Annotated in this window: 12 protein-coding genes; 6 read left to right on the forward strand and 6 right to left on the reverse strand. The window is 60.4% G+C overall.

What is annotated here, in order from left to right:
* Nucleotides 1-118: 118 nt before the first annotated feature.
* A complete protein-coding gene (locus NW862_RS00835) occupies nucleotides 119-874 on the reverse strand; it encodes an ankyrin repeat domain-containing protein (protein ID WP_414335516.1) in 756 nt (251 codons plus the stop codon).
* A gap of 310 nt (nucleotides 875-1,184) precedes the next feature.
* Between NW862_RS00835 and NW862_RS00840 the strand changes: the two genes are divergently transcribed.
* Entirely contained in the window at nucleotides 1,185-1,742 is a 558-nt protein-coding gene (locus NW862_RS00840; protein WP_414335518.1) for a DnaJ domain-containing protein, read from the forward strand.
* Here the strand turns inward: NW862_RS00840 and NW862_RS00845 are convergent.
* Nucleotides 1,739-3,157 carry a 2-succinylbenzoate--CoA ligase gene (locus NW862_RS00845; RefSeq protein WP_414335520.1) on the reverse strand — a complete coding sequence of 473 codons (1,419 nt, stop codon included), beginning with the start codon at nucleotides 3,155-3,157 and terminating at the stop codon, nucleotides 1,739-1,741. The genes NW862_RS00840 and NW862_RS00845 overlap by 4 nt on opposite strands.
* A 273-nt stretch (nucleotides 3,158-3,430) precedes the next feature.
* Between NW862_RS00845 and NW862_RS00850 the strand changes: the two genes are divergently transcribed.
* The 3 genes from NW862_RS00850 to radC are packed head-to-tail and all read left to right on the forward strand — an operon-like array spanning nucleotide 3,431 to nucleotide 6,927.
* Nucleotides 3,431-4,492 carry a CIA30 family protein gene (locus NW862_RS00850; RefSeq protein WP_414426833.1) on the forward strand — a complete coding sequence of 354 codons (1,062 nt, stop codon included), beginning with the start codon at nucleotides 3,431-3,433 and terminating at the stop codon, nucleotides 4,490-4,492.
* Complete coding sequence (locus NW862_RS00855; RefSeq protein WP_414426834.1) at nucleotides 4,485-6,188, forward strand: ArnT family glycosyltransferase; 1,704 nt, start codon at nucleotides 4,485-4,487, stop codon at nucleotides 6,186-6,188. Before NW862_RS00850 ends, NW862_RS00855 begins: the two co-directional genes overlap by 8 nt.
* Nucleotides 6,189-6,195: 7 nt before the next feature.
* On the forward strand, nucleotides 6,196-6,927 hold the full coding sequence (radC, locus tag NW862_RS00860) for a RadC family protein (RefSeq protein WP_414335526.1): 732 nt from the start codon (nucleotides 6,196-6,198) through the stop codon (nucleotides 6,925-6,927).
* Nucleotides 6,928-6,961: 34 nt separating this feature from the next.
* Here the strand turns inward: radC and fmt are convergent, their stop codons facing one another.
* The 4 genes from fmt to NW862_RS00880 all read right to left on the reverse strand — a co-directional run bounded on the left by fmt (nucleotide 6,962) and on the right by NW862_RS00880 (nucleotide 11,932).
* Entirely contained in the window at nucleotides 6,962-7,930 is a 969-nt protein-coding gene (gene fmt, locus NW862_RS00865; RefSeq protein WP_414426835.1) for a methionyl-tRNA formyltransferase, read from the reverse strand.
* 25 nt (nucleotides 7,931-7,955) lie between these two features.
* The gene (locus NW862_RS00870) at nucleotides 7,956-8,657 is read right to left on the reverse strand and encodes a hypothetical protein (RefSeq protein WP_414426836.1); all 702 of its coding nucleotides are present in this window, start codon (nucleotides 8,655-8,657) and stop codon (nucleotides 7,956-7,958) included.
* A 76-nt stretch (nucleotides 8,658-8,733) separates the two neighbouring features.
* Nucleotides 8,734-10,134, reverse strand: coding sequence for a magnesium transporter (gene mgtE / locus NW862_RS00875; protein ID WP_414335532.1), 1,401 nt, complete (start codon nucleotides 10,132-10,134; stop codon nucleotides 8,734-8,736).
* Between the two features lie 73 nt (nucleotides 10,135-10,207).
* Nucleotides 10,208-11,932 carry an electron transfer flavoprotein gene (locus NW862_RS00880; RefSeq protein ID WP_414426837.1) on the reverse strand — a complete coding sequence of 575 codons (1,725 nt, stop codon included), beginning with the start codon at nucleotides 11,930-11,932 and terminating at the stop codon, nucleotides 10,208-10,210.
* A 118-nt stretch (nucleotides 11,933-12,050) separates the two neighbouring features.
* Here NW862_RS00880 and NW862_RS00885 point away from each other — a divergent pair, with 118 nt between their 5' ends.
* The gene (locus NW862_RS00885; RefSeq protein WP_414333491.1) at nucleotides 12,051-13,184 is read left to right on the forward strand and encodes an anhydro-N-acetylmuramic acid kinase; all 1,134 of its coding nucleotides are present in this window, start codon (nucleotides 12,051-12,053) and stop codon (nucleotides 13,182-13,184) included.
* Between the two features lie 174 nt (nucleotides 13,185-13,358).
* Nucleotides 13,359-14,795, forward strand: a complete 1,437-nt coding sequence (locus NW862_RS00890; protein WP_414426838.1) for a DUF2079 domain-containing protein — start codon at nucleotides 13,359-13,361, stop codon at nucleotides 14,793-14,795.
* The last annotated feature ends 44 nt before the right edge of the window (nucleotides 14,796-14,839 follow it).

Consider the following 14,839-nt stretch of genomic DNA (forward strand, 5'->3'; position numbering starts at 1 on the left):
GTGAGGGATGTCCCTCAGGGAGAGGGGCTGGGGGTGAGGGATGTCCCTCAGGGAGAGGGGCTGGGGGTGAGGGCAGCGACGCGGAGCGCTTGGGTCGGCGGCAATAGCAAACTTGATACTAAAGGGTTGCACCTCGGTCTTGTAACCATTGGACAGCCAAGCTGTGTTGGCGTTTTTGGGCATAGGCCAAAGGAGTATGCCCATCTTCATTGCGAGGGTTCAATTCGGCCCCATTTTCCAGCAAAAGTTCCAGGATTGCCACATGCCCCTCCCAAGCAGCCCAGTGCATCGGTGTTGCCCCAAATCGGTTGCGCGCATTGACATTGGCCCCATACAAGAGCAGAAAGCGAGCAATGCCCAGTTGCCCTTGGGTAGCAGCCTCGTGCAGAGGAGTTCGACCGGTTGCATCGGCGGCATCCACCGGCGCTCCTTTGGATAACAGGCGGGCCAGGATGCTTTTTCGTCCGGTGGTCGTGGCCCAATGGAGAACGCCAGAGGTATTGGCTCCTTTTTGGATGAGCAGACCGATCACCTCTGCCTGATCGGTTAAGGCAGCCCGATGGAGAGGGGTATATCCATAGCCATCTGGAAGGTTGATGTCGCTGCCTGCCCTCAAAAGACGCTCCACCAGCTTGACCCGACCGCTGGCGGCGGCCAAATGGAGCGGGGTGACACCTGTGGGATCCAAGGCATTGGGAGAAGCACCATGGGCCAAGAGCAAATCCAGCAGTTCCAAATTGCCAAGCAGTGTTGCTTTATGAAGCAAGGTCAGTCCTTGAGCATCGACAGCATTCACATCTTCCCCTTGCTGCAAATGGGATAATAATTGCTCTTGATCTTGATCTGCAAGAGCTTGATGAAGGGCTTCACTCATAGTCGATCGATAGAAGTCAAAGAAACCGATTGGGAATGGGGTTTCCAAATAACTTGGGCAAAGTCTAACACCGGATCCCTACCCTTGAGGTAGCTACAGGAAGAGAGACCTCTGCGTGCTCAGTCAAAGTGGCATTACAGCATCAAGCCCCAGCTAGGAGAACAACTTTCCATGAGATCGCATGAGCGCCGAGAGGATCCCTTGGTTTAGCCCGGCTTGGCATGGCATGATCATCGGCATAATCAGGGGTCGGAGCTGACTTTTGGCCCAGGTTCTGCCACTCTCAATTCCCTTCCTTCTGCCACCGCTCATGGACTACTACGCGATTCTCAACCTATCGCCGGAAGCGGACATCGAAGATATCAAGCAAGCCTTTCGCCGGTTGGCGCGGCAGTTTCACCCCGATGTGGCAGGGGAGGGATCTCGAGAGCGGTTCCAGCAAATCTATCAGGCCTACCAAGTGCTGAGCGACCCCGAGCAGCGGCGGCGCTACGATGCCCAGCGTCAATCTCCTCCTGCCGCCGGCCAGAGGCGGGTGGTCATCCGCACCGCCGGCTCTTCATCGGCAGAGCACCTCGATCCGGAATTGCTCAAAGAAGGGATTGCCCGCGTCAAGGCAGCCTGGCGCGAGCGTAAGTTGCCCACGGCAGTGGCTCTGGCAGAGGCGCTGTTGAAACGGTTTCCCAACTCCGGCGAGGCCATCCACCTCTTGGCTTTGGCCTACCAGCGCTTCGGCAACCACTTGATCTACGAGGGTCGCCACCAGCAGGCGGAAGCTTACCTGAGAAAGGCTTTGGCTATGGAGCCCCACAACCGGGAATTGACCTTTGAAATCCGGCGAGACTTGGCTCGTCTGGGATCCCGCTAGCTTACCTGGGGCGAGATCCCCAACTGCTGGGCGGCCCACTGCCGGAGCTGTTGGCGGTTCACCTTGCCCTGGAGATTGCGCGGGATCCCGGTGCACCACAGCCAGCGCTTCGGATGCTTGAAGGGACTCAGTTGGCGGCTCAGGTGTTGCTTGAGGCGCATCTCCAGCTCTTGGGGGATCGCCGGGAGCCCGGTTTTGGGGACGACCACCGCCACCACCTGCTGCCCCCATTCGGCATCGGGCAGACCCAGCACCCACACATCGTCCACCCAGCCGCTGGCCCGAACCTCTCCTTCCACCTCGGCAGCCATCACTTTTTCTCCGCCAGTCAGGATCAGGTCGTCGGCGCGACCCAACCAAAAGAGGTGGCCCTGCGAGTCCAGATAGCCCCAATCGCCGGGGGTGAAGCCTTGCTGATGCCATTGGCGCAAACCAAAGTGCTCCGCACCGCTGACGCGAAGGGCGGCCTGGGGGTAATGGCCCAGTGCCAGCGACTTGGCCCGGATGTGGATGAATCCCACGGCATCGCTGGGCAAGGGATCCCCTTGTTCACTGCGGATCTGGAGCGTGGCGTGGGGCAGGGGCCGGCCCAGGCTGTCGTTTCCTTGCCAAAAAGCCTCCGGCAGAAGCGTACAGACTTGGGAAGCCGTTTCGGTCATGCCGTAGGTGAGGGCAAGGGGCAGGTGCAGTTGTCGGGCCTGTTGCCGCAAGCTGGGCCAGGTGGGGCCACCACCGACCAAAATGGCGCGAAATTGGCGCAGGCTCTCCACAACTCCCGGCTGGGGGTTGAGCAACAGCCGTTGCAACTGAGTGGGTACCAGCGATAGAAAACTCCCCGGCAAGGGGGGATCCCAGGCCTCGGCCTGCTGTTGCCGTTTCCAATCCCAGACGATCCACTGCCCACCGGTCAGCCAGGAGCGAACAGCCTGCATCAGGCCGCTGATGTGGTGCAGGGGCAGCAGGCAATAGCTATGGACGCAGTCCACGCCGAAGTGCTGTTGGTGGGCCTTGGCCGAGGCGCTGAGGGTACGCCAAGAGTGGATTGCCCATTTCACCTGGCCGCCGGAGCCGCCGGTAGGGATCCCGATCAACGGCCAATGGGAGCCGGGTACAGCCTCCCGCAGAGAGGGGTTCAATGGGCTGGGATCCCCCTCCAGCCGGCCTTGCCGCCAGCGCCAGCCGCCTCCCAGGCCAGCCACAGCCTGGGCCCACTCTCGTTCTCCCCACTTGGGATTGCCCAAGAAGAGCGGGATCCCCAGTTTTTGACAGGTCAAAACGGCGGCCCACACCTGCAGCGGATCTGAGTCTGCCAGCAGCAGGGGAGCTGTCTTTTCTGCCAAGGGGCGCAATTGCTCTTCCAGTCCAGACAGGCGCTCCCGCCAAGTAACGGAGTGGCAACAGGGGTTCGGAAACATGCTTGGGCCGGTTTGGTCGGTCATCATGCAACTAAAGCGGAGCACCGCCGACACTAGACACAGAATAGCTTGGACTCCACAAGGCAGTTTTGTTGTGTGGCTTGAGCTCATCCGTCGAGAAGCCCCGCCCTCTGTCTGCGCACTGCAAAACCTCACCGGGCTGAGAATGCTGCTGGAAGTCCGGCTGGCCATTGGCCCTGCTCGTGAGCCAATTGCGTTCTGCAAAAGATCTGCATAATTTGGATAATCTGGACAAAGGGACGAGGTAAAGTCATGCCTTGGGAGCTGGGGCGGTTTTGGAACACGCTGACCTACTACGAGGCGTTGCCCTTTGCCGACTTCTGGCGCTGGGTTCAGAATGGGTTGCAAAGCCCAGCAGTTAACTGTATGCCTCCTTCCCTGACTCCGGCCACTTCCCTTCCGGTGGTTCTTTTGGGCGATGGCCTGCCCGAAGGTTTGGCAGAGGCGTTGCACCGGCAGGGAGCAGCGGTGGGGCAGAGCCAGGACTGGCTGACGGCCAGGGTGATCTTAGGGCTGGGAGCGCCAGAGACGGCCAAGGCTCACCTGGAGCGGCTACGCCGCAGTGGACAGACGGAACAGATGCTCTTTGACTTCCGCCGGCCCGATCCCCAGTTGAACCAGTTCTGGGGCATCCTGGACGATGTGGTGATGGGCGGGGTGAGCCAAAGCCAACTGCTCTGGGGAGAGGGCGAGCTGCTGTTTACGGGCCAGGTTTCCACGGCCAACTTCGGCGGCTTTGTTTCCACCCGCACGCGCAATTGGCAGCCGCCCTTGGATGCCTCAGGGTTTGCCGGCCTGGAGCTGCGGCTACGGGGCGATGGACAGCGCTACAAGGTTCTGCTGCGGGATCAAGGGGGCTGGGACAGCCCGGCCTACAGCTATGCTTTCGACACCACCCCAGGGGAGGAGCAGACTGTTCAAGTTCCTTTTGCCGAGATGGTGCCCACCTTTCGCGCCCGCCGGGTTGCCGCTCCCCCCTTGAATACCCGCCAGATCCATTCGCTGCAACTGATGCTGAGCAAGTTTGAAGCGGACGGCAGCCCCAACCCCCGTTTTCGGCCTGGGCCGTTTCGGCTGGGCGTGCGTTGGATCGGGCTCTATCGCCAGGAGCCGCTGCCGCAACTGATTGGGGTGGTGCGGGGATCCCTGGCGCCCGATTGGGTGGCGGCCCTGCAGGAGAGCTCCAGCCGTTGGTGTGGGGTGGAGATGCCCGCCGAGATCGAGGGATCCACCTTAGCCGCTCACCTACTGCGCCTTTTGCGCTCGCCCGCAAGTGTGGGCCGGGTGGTGCCCCTGCAAGCCTTCCATGGCTAAGCTTCTTGGCGGCCTCCAGGGATCCCTAGGAATGGGGCTTTTGGCCCTCCTGTGGCTGGGGGCGGGCCAGGGGATCCCTTACCTATTTGACTGGGACGAGCTCATTTACGCCAGCTTGGCGCGGCAGATGCTGGCCAGCGGCGATCCCCTGGCTTTGCAGATCAACGGCGAGCCCTTCTACGAGAAGCCGCCCCTGTTTTTCTGGCTGCAGGCCCTAGCGATGGCGGCCCTGGGGATCAACGAAGGGGCGGCGCGGCTGCCCAATGCCTGGGTTGGCGGCATCACGGTGGCCCTCTTGGTGGCGTGGGGAGCGCGGCTGCGCGGGGTGGGGTTTGGCTGCCTCTGGGGGGTCCTGCTCCTGACGGGCTACCTGCCTTTGTTTTTCTACAAAACCGGCCTCATCGACCCGCTGTTGAATTTGGGCATGGGCGTGGGGCTGGGATCCCTTTGGGCTGCTGACGAGGCCTGCCGGGCCGGCCGCTCCGGGCAGGGGTGGAGCGCTCTGGGCGCGCTGGCCTTGGGCCTGGCGGTGTTGGCCAAGGGGCCGGTGGGGCTGGTGTTGCCGCTGGGCATCTGGGCCCTCTACAAGCTCTGGCAGCGGGATCCGCCAAGGCGGTGGGGGGAGATGGTGGCCTTCCTCGGCTTGGCGGGGGCTATTCCTCTGGCCTGGCTGGCGCTGGAAGCAGCGGCGCGGGGGCTGCAGTGGCTGGCGGCGTTTTGGCACTACCAGTGGGGTTTGGTGAGTACCCCCAGCGGCCACCCCGGCCCAGTCTATTTTCATCTGCTGGCCTTTGCTCTAGGGTGTTTTCCCTGGGCGGCTCCGGCCTTGGCCGAGATCTTGGCCAGCCTCCATAGGCACAGTAACCCGGCAGGGGCGGATTTAACTCAGCGGGCAGAACGCCTGCTGTTGGTGGCCTTCGGGGTGGTGCTGGCTCTGTTTTCGCTCTTGGTGCAAACCAAGTTGATCCACTACACCTCGCTGCTTTATCCCATCGGCGCCTACTTTGCTGCCCTGCGCCTGCAACGCCTGGGGTCAAGAGAGGCTCAACTCAGCGTTTGGGAAGGCGGCTGGATCCTGCTGAGCGGCTTGTTTTGGCTAGCCCTGTGGCTGCTATTGCCCTGGCTGGGATCCCAGGATCCCGTCCTGCTGCCGGTGGCCGAGAAGAGATTGACCGCTTTGGGGATCCCGCTTTCCGACCTTTTCGAGAGCCTAGCGGGCAGCTTGGCGCTTGGATATCTCCAGGCTGAGGTGGAGTGGCCCTTCTTCACCTATGGCCCTGCTGTGCTCCTGGCGTTGGGGGGACTGGCCTGGATTAGAGCTCGGCACAATGTTCGAGGATGGGCCATCTTGCTCTTGGCCACAGGACTAAGCGCCCAGTTGGCCTGGAGCTGGGTTTTCCCAAGGGTGTTGCAGCATACTCAGGGGGGATCCATCTACTTTTTCCGCCAGTTTGCCGGCCCAGAACCGGCTCTTTCGGGAAGGGTTGGCCTCTATGGGCTGCGGTCATTTGTACCCTATTTTTATGGCCCGCTGCGGGTGCCCTATGCCGCCAACCCGGAGGAGCTGGCCGCCTGGCAGGTGCCCGACTATCTGGTGACCTGGGATCCCTTTGTAGCTGAGCTAGCAGCAACTTGGCAGGTCGTAGAGCGCCGCAGCCCCTTTTGGCTGTTGAAAAAAACCTCTTCTCTCCCCTAGCCGCAAGATGAGCCAGTACGTGTTGCGTATCAGCGACCTTCCCCTTCAGGATCGCCCGCGCGAGCGGCTGCTTAACCAAGGGGCAAGAAACCTCTCCCACGCGGAGCTGCTGGCCATTTTGCTCAACACCGGCCAGGGGGCAGGTAAGCTCTCGGCCGTTGGCCTGGCCCAGTTGCTCTTGAAAAAATTGGAAGCCCAGGGGGATCCCTTGGCCCAACTGCGCCAGCTGGAAGCCGGGGAGCTGCTGCAAATTGAGGGCATCGGCCCAGCCAAAGCCGCAACAGTGTTGGCCGCCATCGAGCTGGGGCGGCGGGTGTTTTTGGCCCGACTACCCGAGCGGACGGTGATTGAATCGCCAGAACAGGCGGCCATGGCCCTAAGCGGCGACCTGATGTGGGAGACCCAAGAGCACTTTGCCGTCCTGCACTTGGACATCAAACACCGCCTTATCGGCCAGCAGATTGTAACCCGGGGAACCGCCACGGAAACTCTCACTCACCCGCGGGAAACCTTCCGCAGCGCCATCAAGCAAGGAGCCAGCCGCATCCTGGTGGCCCACAACCACCCCTCCGGCAGTTTGGATCCCAGCCCGGAGGATCTTGCCCTGACGCAGCAACTCTTGCAGGCGGGGCAACTGCTGCAGATCCCGGTTTTGGATCACCTCATCCTCGGCGGCGGGCAGTTCCTCAGCCTGCGCCAGCACACCCGCCTGTGGGAGGAGTTTCCCCAGCCAGAGTAACACCCCCAGCCCCTCTCCCAGGGGGAGAGGGGGGCTAGGGATCCGGCAGCGCCTCAAAGCGCATGCCCACCCTGAGCTGGCCGCCGTTGACCAAGTCCCAGGCCGACTGTTCTTTTCTGCCGGGCAGTTGGGCCCGCCGGATGAGAAGGGATCCCTCGCCGGTAGCCACATACACCCCTTCTCCTTTGGCCAGTCCCACCACTTCTCCGGGGCTACCCTGGGGAAGAGGGTCGGGCGGCGGATGCAACTGGGGAGCGGCAGAGCGGACAATCTTGATCCGCTGCCCCTGCAAGCCGGTAAAGCAGTCGGGAGAAAAGGCGCGGATTTGGTTGTGCAAGGCCTGGGCTGGGCGCCGCCAATCGAGCTGGAAGTCCTGCTTTTTAAGGAGGGGGGCATAGGTGGCCCGCGAGTCATCCTGGGGAATGGGGGTGATCTCTCCTTTTTCTAGTTTCACCAGGGTTTCCACCAGTAGCTCGGCCCCCAGTTGGGCCAGTTGGGAGGCCAGTTCCAGCCCAGTCTGCTCTGGCCCAATGGGCAGCTTGGCCTGCAGCAAGATGGCTCCTGTATCCAGGCCCTCGTCCATGAGCATGGTGGTGACGCCGGTCTCGGTCTCGCCGTTGGCAATGGCCCACTGGATGGGGGCAGCGCCGCGGTAAGCCGGCAGAAGGGAGGCGTGGACATTGACGCAGCCCAACCTGGGCATTTGCAGCACCGCCGGCGGCAGGATTTGGCCATAGGCCACCACCACAAACACATCGGCAGCCAGCGCCTCTAGCGCCGCCAACACCTCTGGATCCCGCCGCAGCCGGACAGGCTGCCACACCGGGATCCCATGGGCTTGGGCAAGGACCTTGGTGGGCGGCGGGAGCACCTTCTGCCCTCGTCCCTGCGGCCGATCCGGCTGGCAGACCAAGCCCACTACTTCAAAGGAAGACTGCCGCTGCAACAGGATCTGCAGGGAAGGCAGGGCAAACTCCGGCGTGCCAAAGAAAACAACCCGCATGACCGACCCCTCTGAGCCCTGCCCTTTAGTCTAGAGGGTTAGGGGAAGGTGGGGAGGGCTCGCCAGTGTCAGGCGCTGGAGAAGGAAAGGGAGAAAGTCTGGCCGGGGGAGCCTGCCAAAAGACGGGCTGTTTGAGATCGAACTCTTGGCTCCAGGCCGGCAAGAAGGAGCCGAGCTTCTGCCCAGAAAGCCGCAGCCGTTGCACAAAGGTCCATTCCAGACGGGTCAAGACCCGCCGCACAAAATCCTTGGCCCAGGCCGGATCCGGAACTTGCGCTGCCTGCAAGTTCACCTGTAAGAGGCTCAGCTTGGGGTGCAGATGGACGCGGGCCTGGAGCCCTTGCGGGCGCAGCAGGTAGTTGAGCACATACTGGATGGCTTCTCCATCCCCGCGTTGGGCACGGTACAGCGGGCTGTTGGGGTTGGGCGGCGGCTGGTAGCGCCACTCGCGGTGCCACTCCGGGATCCCTTCTCCCAGAGGAAAGCCGAACAGCTCCACCAGTCGCTGCCGGTAGCTCAGCGCCAGTTGTTCCAGGGTTGGCAAGAGGCCCTGCAGCAGCCGCTCCGGATCCGGGAGGGGATCCCCCTCCAGGCGCAGCAGCAGACGTTGGCCGGAAAGACGCGCCTGCACCTGCAGATGTCCCAGCCCCAGGGATCCCAGGGCTGCTTGCAAGCGAGCCACGATCTCCGGCAGAGCCGCCTGGACATCCACAGAATGGGCAGACACCGGCAGGGATCCGCAACAAGACCAGATCCAACCTAGCCCAATTTCGGCAAGGGCTTGGAGGGGTTGGCGGCTAGGGCTAGATTCCCAGGATTAAACGGGCAACGTAGAAGTAGATCAACACCCCCAGCACGTCCACAATCGTGGTGATGAAGGGGGCGGCCATCAAGGCCGGATCCAGACCAAAGGAGCGAAACAGAAAGGGCAGCCCCGCCCCTGACACCGAAGAGAGAACAGAAATCCCAAATAGGCTTAGCCCAACGATGACCGCCACCAGGAGATCCCGCTGCAGGGCATAGGCCCAGCCGATGGTGATCAAGCTGAGCATGATCCCCAGCATGGCTCCCACCACTGCTTCCCGGACCAGTACCCCCAACCCGTCCTTGAGGCGCACCGCTGCCGTGCTCAGGCCGCGAATCACCACCGTCGAAGACTGGGAGCCGACGTTGCCGCCGCTATCCACCAACAGTGGGATAAAAGCCGCCAGGGCGATCACCTGGCTTAAGACTTCTTCCTGGCCGGCAATAATCGTGCTGGTAAAGGTGTTGGTAAGCAGCAAAATCAGCAGCCACACCACCCGCTTGCGGGCTGCCTGCCAAAAACTGAGGTCGAAATAGTCATCTTCTCCAGACTGCAACCCCCCCAAGGAGTAGATGTCTTCGGTGGCCTCTTGCTCCACGATGTCCAGTACATCATCTACCGTAACGATCCCCACCAGTCGCCGCTCGGCATCCACCACCGGCACCGCCAACAGGTCGTACCGCTGGATGACCTGCGCCACCTCTTCCTGGTCGGTGTGGGTGCTGACAAACACCACCTCCCGGCTCATCACCTCCTCCAGCCGCTGGGCCGGATCGGCCATCACCAACTCCCGCAAGGATAGGGTTCCCGTCAGGTGTCGCTCCTGGTCGGTGACGTAGAGGTAGTAGATGGTCTCGGTTTCGCGGGCCAAGAGGCGCACCCGCTCCAGTGCCTCGGCTGCCGTCAGGTTCTCTCGCAGGGAAATGTACTCCGGGGTCATGATCCGCCCCGCGGTGTTGGGGGCATAGCCCAGCAGCAGGGCCGTGGCTTCCCGTTCCTGGGGGCTGAGCTGGGGCAGCAGTTCGGCAACCACCTTGGCCGGCAGCTCGTCGAAGAGGCGGGCCCGGTCGTCCGGCGACATCTTGTCCAAGATGTCCTGGATCTCGTGGCTCCTGAACTCGCGCAGCAGCGCCTGTTGCAGATCTATGTCCAGGTGTTCGTAAACGCGGATGGCCAGATCCTTGGGCAGCAAGCGAAAGGCCAGAGCCTGCTGCGCCTCCGGCAACTCCCCGATTACCTCGGCAATGTCCACCGCTTGTACGGGCAGCAGGAGAGATTTGGCTTGTTCCAAGTTGTTTTCCCTTAGGGCCAAGCTGAGCTGGCCACGCAAGAGCTCACAAAATTGCTCGCGGCTCAACTCAGGGCTGGGGGCGGGTGGGATCAGCGGGGCGGAATTCAACGGCTGCACTCCCTGCAACTCTAGCTTTAACTATGCCAGCAAAGCTGAGTCTGTGCTCCCTGCCCCCGTTTTCCTAGAGCCCATAAAAGTCGGGGCCGGATCCCTCGTAGCTGGGGTTAACCCGTAGGTTGAGGTGGGGGCAGACGATCTCGCAGGTGCGGCACTGGATGCAGTTTTCCAGCGACATGGCGTGGGAGCGGATCCCATTGTGTTCGCGGATGTGGTGGACTTCTGCGGTGCAGTCGGCCACGCAGGGGGTAGGGCGGTTCAGCTTGTCGTAGGTGGCAATGCACTGGCGGCAGGTGTCAGCGCTGAACTCAAGGATGTGGCGGTTGCCTTCCGGGTAGCGGGGATCGGCAAAAAAGACGGCATCCGACCGCGAGAAATAGCCCCATCGCGTGGTCAATGCTTCAGGATCCAGACCTGTGGGGGCCACAAAGTCCGCTTGGATGGCGGCATGGGGGGCAACATACCCCCGTGGGGGCGGCTCGCCGGCGCTGACCCGTCCGCTGAGCAGGGTGTAAGCGCGCAGGAGTTCCCCGCCGCGACGCACGGGATCCTGCAGGCCCCAGCGCAGGGATCCCAGCCAGGGGTGGCCGGCATCGACGCTGCGGCAGAGCTGGGGCAGGTACGCTTCCAGCAGGCGGGAGTTTTCCAAAAAGGCTTCCCGAAAATAGCGGCTGCAGTAGAGATCTTGCCCCACCGAGCTCTCCATCACGGCTTTTTGGTAGGCCTCTTGGATGCGCAGATCCCCTTTTAAAAAGCCGTCGTGAATGAGGCCCGCCGCCAGGTAGCCGGTCTCCATCGCATTATCCACCCCGGCCAGGCTGCCCACATCCAGCACCCCCAGGGCATCCCCCAAGAGCAAAGCCCCTTCGACGCCAAAGCGGCTGGGCAGGCTGTAGTAGCCCCCCTCAGGAATGACGGCAGCCCCGTACTTGAGCAACTTGCCACCGGCAATCAGGGATTGGATCCAGGGATGGGCTTTGAACTCCTGCAGGCGCTGCTGCGGGTTGAGGTTGGGATTTTTGCTGTCGAGGCCGATGATCAGGCCCAGGGCCAGGCGGTTATCTTTGAGGCCGTAGACAAAGCCGCCGCTGAAGCTGCCATCCAAAACCGGATAGCCCAAGGTGTGCCACACCTGCCCCTGCAGCGAGCGAGGGATCTGCCACAGCTCTTTGACCCCCACCGACCACAGTTGCGGCCGAGGGCGCAGGTGAAACTTCTCGACCAGGTCTTTGGAGATAAATCCCTTGTCGCCAAAGCAGGTGAGCTCGGCAAAGACGCAATCTTCGTAAACTTGGCCGGAGTCGCTCACCCGCACCCCAATGACTCGCTCCCCCTCATAGAGGATCTCGTGGGCAGCAAAGCCGGGGAACAGATCCAGGGTAACGTTAGGGATCCCTTTGGCCTTTTCCTGTAGGGTTTCGGCCAGCCAGCGGATGACATGGCTAAGGGTGAGGATGAACTGCCCCTGCTTGCGCAACCCCTTTGGGATTGCTGCTTCCGGCAGATCCCAGCGCTCTTGGGATCCCAGTACGCTCAGATGGCTGACTTCCACCCGCCCCTCGTGGGGAAATCCTTGGCTCTCAAAATCCGGGAAGAGCCTGGCGATGGCCTGGGGATTGCAGATGGCACCACTGACAATGTGCCCGCCAAATTGCCGGGCTTTTTCCAAGATGGCGATGGAGATTTTGAGCCCCGAGAGCTTGGCCAGATCCAAAAGGCGATGGGCCAGGATCAGGTTGGAGGAGCTTCCTCCCACCAAAAGCAGGTCGTAGCGGATGGCGTCACTCATGCAGAATTCCCCACGCAGCGGCTCTGGATACCCTGCCTGTATCCTAGAGAGGGAAGGCCAAAAGGGGGCAAAACTTTAGACCTTCTCAAGCCTCTGCGCCGAGCCCTCGACAGGATAGGTGATTGTCATTGGCTTAATGTCGGGCACTTCTGTGGACGGGATCGATGTAGCCATCGTCCACATCGAGGGCAACGATCCTCTCCGGTGGGAGCTGTTGCATTTCCAAACAATCCCCTATTGCCCGCTGCTGCGGGCAGAGATTTTGCGGGCTGCGGATCCCAAAACCGGCACGGTAGACCATATCTGCGCTTTAAACTTTCGTTTGGGTCGCGCTTTTGCGGAAGCGGCCCTGCAAGGGATCCAAGCGGCCCACCTCACCCCCCCACAGGTCGATCTCATCGGCAGCCACGGCCAAACCCTTTGGCACAGCCCCGATGGGCCAGAAGCCTCGACCTTACAAATCGGTGAAGCGGCGGTGATTGCCGAGCTGACCGGGATCCCTGTGGTGAGCAACTTTCGGGCGCGGGACATGGCAGCGGGGGGCCAGGGCGCACCTTTGGTGGCTTTTGTGGATTGGCTGTTGCTGAGTCATCCCCACTTCCATCGGGCGGCCCAAAACATCGGCGGCATAGCCAACCTTACCTATCTCCCTAGCCTCAGCAGCGGCGGATCCCCTTTGGCTTTCGACACCGGCCCCGGCAACGTGTTGATCGATTTGGCGGTGATGCGGGCCAGCCAAGGACAACAAGCTTTTGATCGCGACGGAAAATGGGCTACCCAAGGCCAGATCCACTGGGAAAAAATTACAGAATGGATGCGGGATCCCTACTTTCATAAAGCACCGCCCAAAACCACTGGCCGAGAGTACTTTGGATCCCTTTACTTGGAACGAATTTGGCCCCAATTTGCCTCCGCCCACGACTGCATTGCCACGCTAACGGGGTTTACCGCTCGCTCCATTGCCCAAGCTTACAGAGACTTCTTGCCCGCGATCCCAGAGCAAGTTATCGTCAGCGGTGGCGGCACCCAAAACCCTGTCCTCATGCAACTGTTGCAGGAACAACTGCCGGCCACAACCCTGCTTACCTCCGACCAAGTGGGGATCCCTTCTGCAGCCAAAGAAGCCTTTGCTTTTGCGGTATTAGCTTATAAAACCTGGCAGGGTGAGACCAACAGTTTGCCGGAAGCAACTGGAGCAAGACGTGCTACCATCTTGGGCCAAATTACACCCTCTTGTCGTAACCAGTCCTAGCTCATCTGTACCGTTGTCCCCAATAAGCTTTCTCATACTCCTGAAGAAAGAGAGAGGCCCGGGCTTGAGACGGTTCATCTGCCCAATCCAGACTCGCTGGGATGTGACGCAAGGCTGAGAAAGACGGTAAAGTTGCCTTGCCGAGATCCACAGGATCCAAGAGCCCTGGTTCTTATGAAAGATCGTCCTCTACCTTTGTGCCTGACGGCAATGGCGCTTTGTAATTTCTTCATTCTCTTGAGCTGCAGTGTTGCGCGGCATCACTTGTTTCAGTCAGGAGGATATGATCTCGGTATTTTCGACCAAGCTGTTTATTTAATCAGCCGTGGCGAGTTTCCTTTTTCTACTATTCGCGGGATCCACATTCTTGGGGATCACGCAGCTTTTATCTTGTATCCTCTCAGTCTTTTGTATCGCATTGTTCCCTCTGTATATTGGCTGTTCGGCATTCAAGCTCTGGCACTAACGCTGGGAGCGCTGGCCGTTTACCATCTGGCGCTCCAGGTCGAGATTGATTCTGGCAGGGCGAGAACAATTGCCGCCGCCTATCTTCTCTACCCGGCCATCTTCAACGCCAACCTTTTTGATTTTCATCCAGAAGTGTTGGCCGTTCCCCTTTTTTTGGCAGCTATACTCTGTATTCGCTCTGGCAAGTTGTGGGGGTTTTTGCTGTGCCTAGGCGGTATCCTCGGCTGCAAGGCGGTGTTGTCTCTCAATGTCGTTGCCCTGGGAGCTTGGCTGTTGCTCTTTGAAAGCAGACGAGTTGAAAGGCGCTGCCAAGTGGCCGGCTGGCTTGCCATAGCGACAGGGTCGGCTTGGTTTGGCATGGCCGCTTTTTGGATTATTCCTCACTTCAGTGGCAGCGAGCCGGCAGCCGTTTCTCACTATAGCTATTTGGGCAGTTCCGTTCCTGAAATTATCCAAAACTTGGTCCTCAAGCCAACATTAGTCTTAGGCAAAGTCTTCTCTCTCGACACCCTATTCTATGGATTTTTGTTAATCATTCCTGTGGCTTGGGGCCTCTCCTGGCGCCACTGGGATCCCTGGATCCCTGCCCTGCCAACCCTGGGGCTGAATATACTTTCTAGCAATCCTGCTTATCGGGATCTGGTGCATCAGTATGCATTACCTGTTGTTCCTTTTCTCTTTCTAGCTGTTATCGAAAACGCGAAAGCAGTCCCCTTCTGGTTTTGCCCTGCAAAAAGCAGAAAAGCAGCGCTAACCTGGTCTTTGCTGGCTTTTCTGGCCCTGGCAAAATACCCCTTTTTCGGCTCCATCTATCTTCAGTCTCTTGACACTTGGCAGGCCACTCGCGAGGCCCTTGCCCACATCACCACCCAAGGGGGCGTCCTCACTACCCACGAGATTAGCCCCCACCTCACCCACCGGCAAGTTATTTACTTTACTGACGAGAGCCGCTTCAAGGGATCTCCCCCTGCACAATGGGATCCCTTTGACTACGTTTTGCTTAACAGCCGCCATCCGGGGTGGCGCAGCAGCCCAGAGTTCTCCCAGACCCTGCTTGCCGCCTTACAAAAAGAAACCTCGTTTCAGCTTCTCTACCATCGCGATGGGGTGTATTTGTTCTCTAGGATACGACAAGAACCTTAGGCTTAGCCGGCCATTCTAAACAAGTTAAACGTCAGAAACCAAAA

The sequence above is a fragment of the Synechococcus sp. H55.8 genome (genome assembly GCF_047462375.1).
Classification (GTDB): domain Bacteria; phylum Cyanobacteriota; class Cyanobacteriia; order Thermostichales; family Thermostichaceae; genus Thermostichus.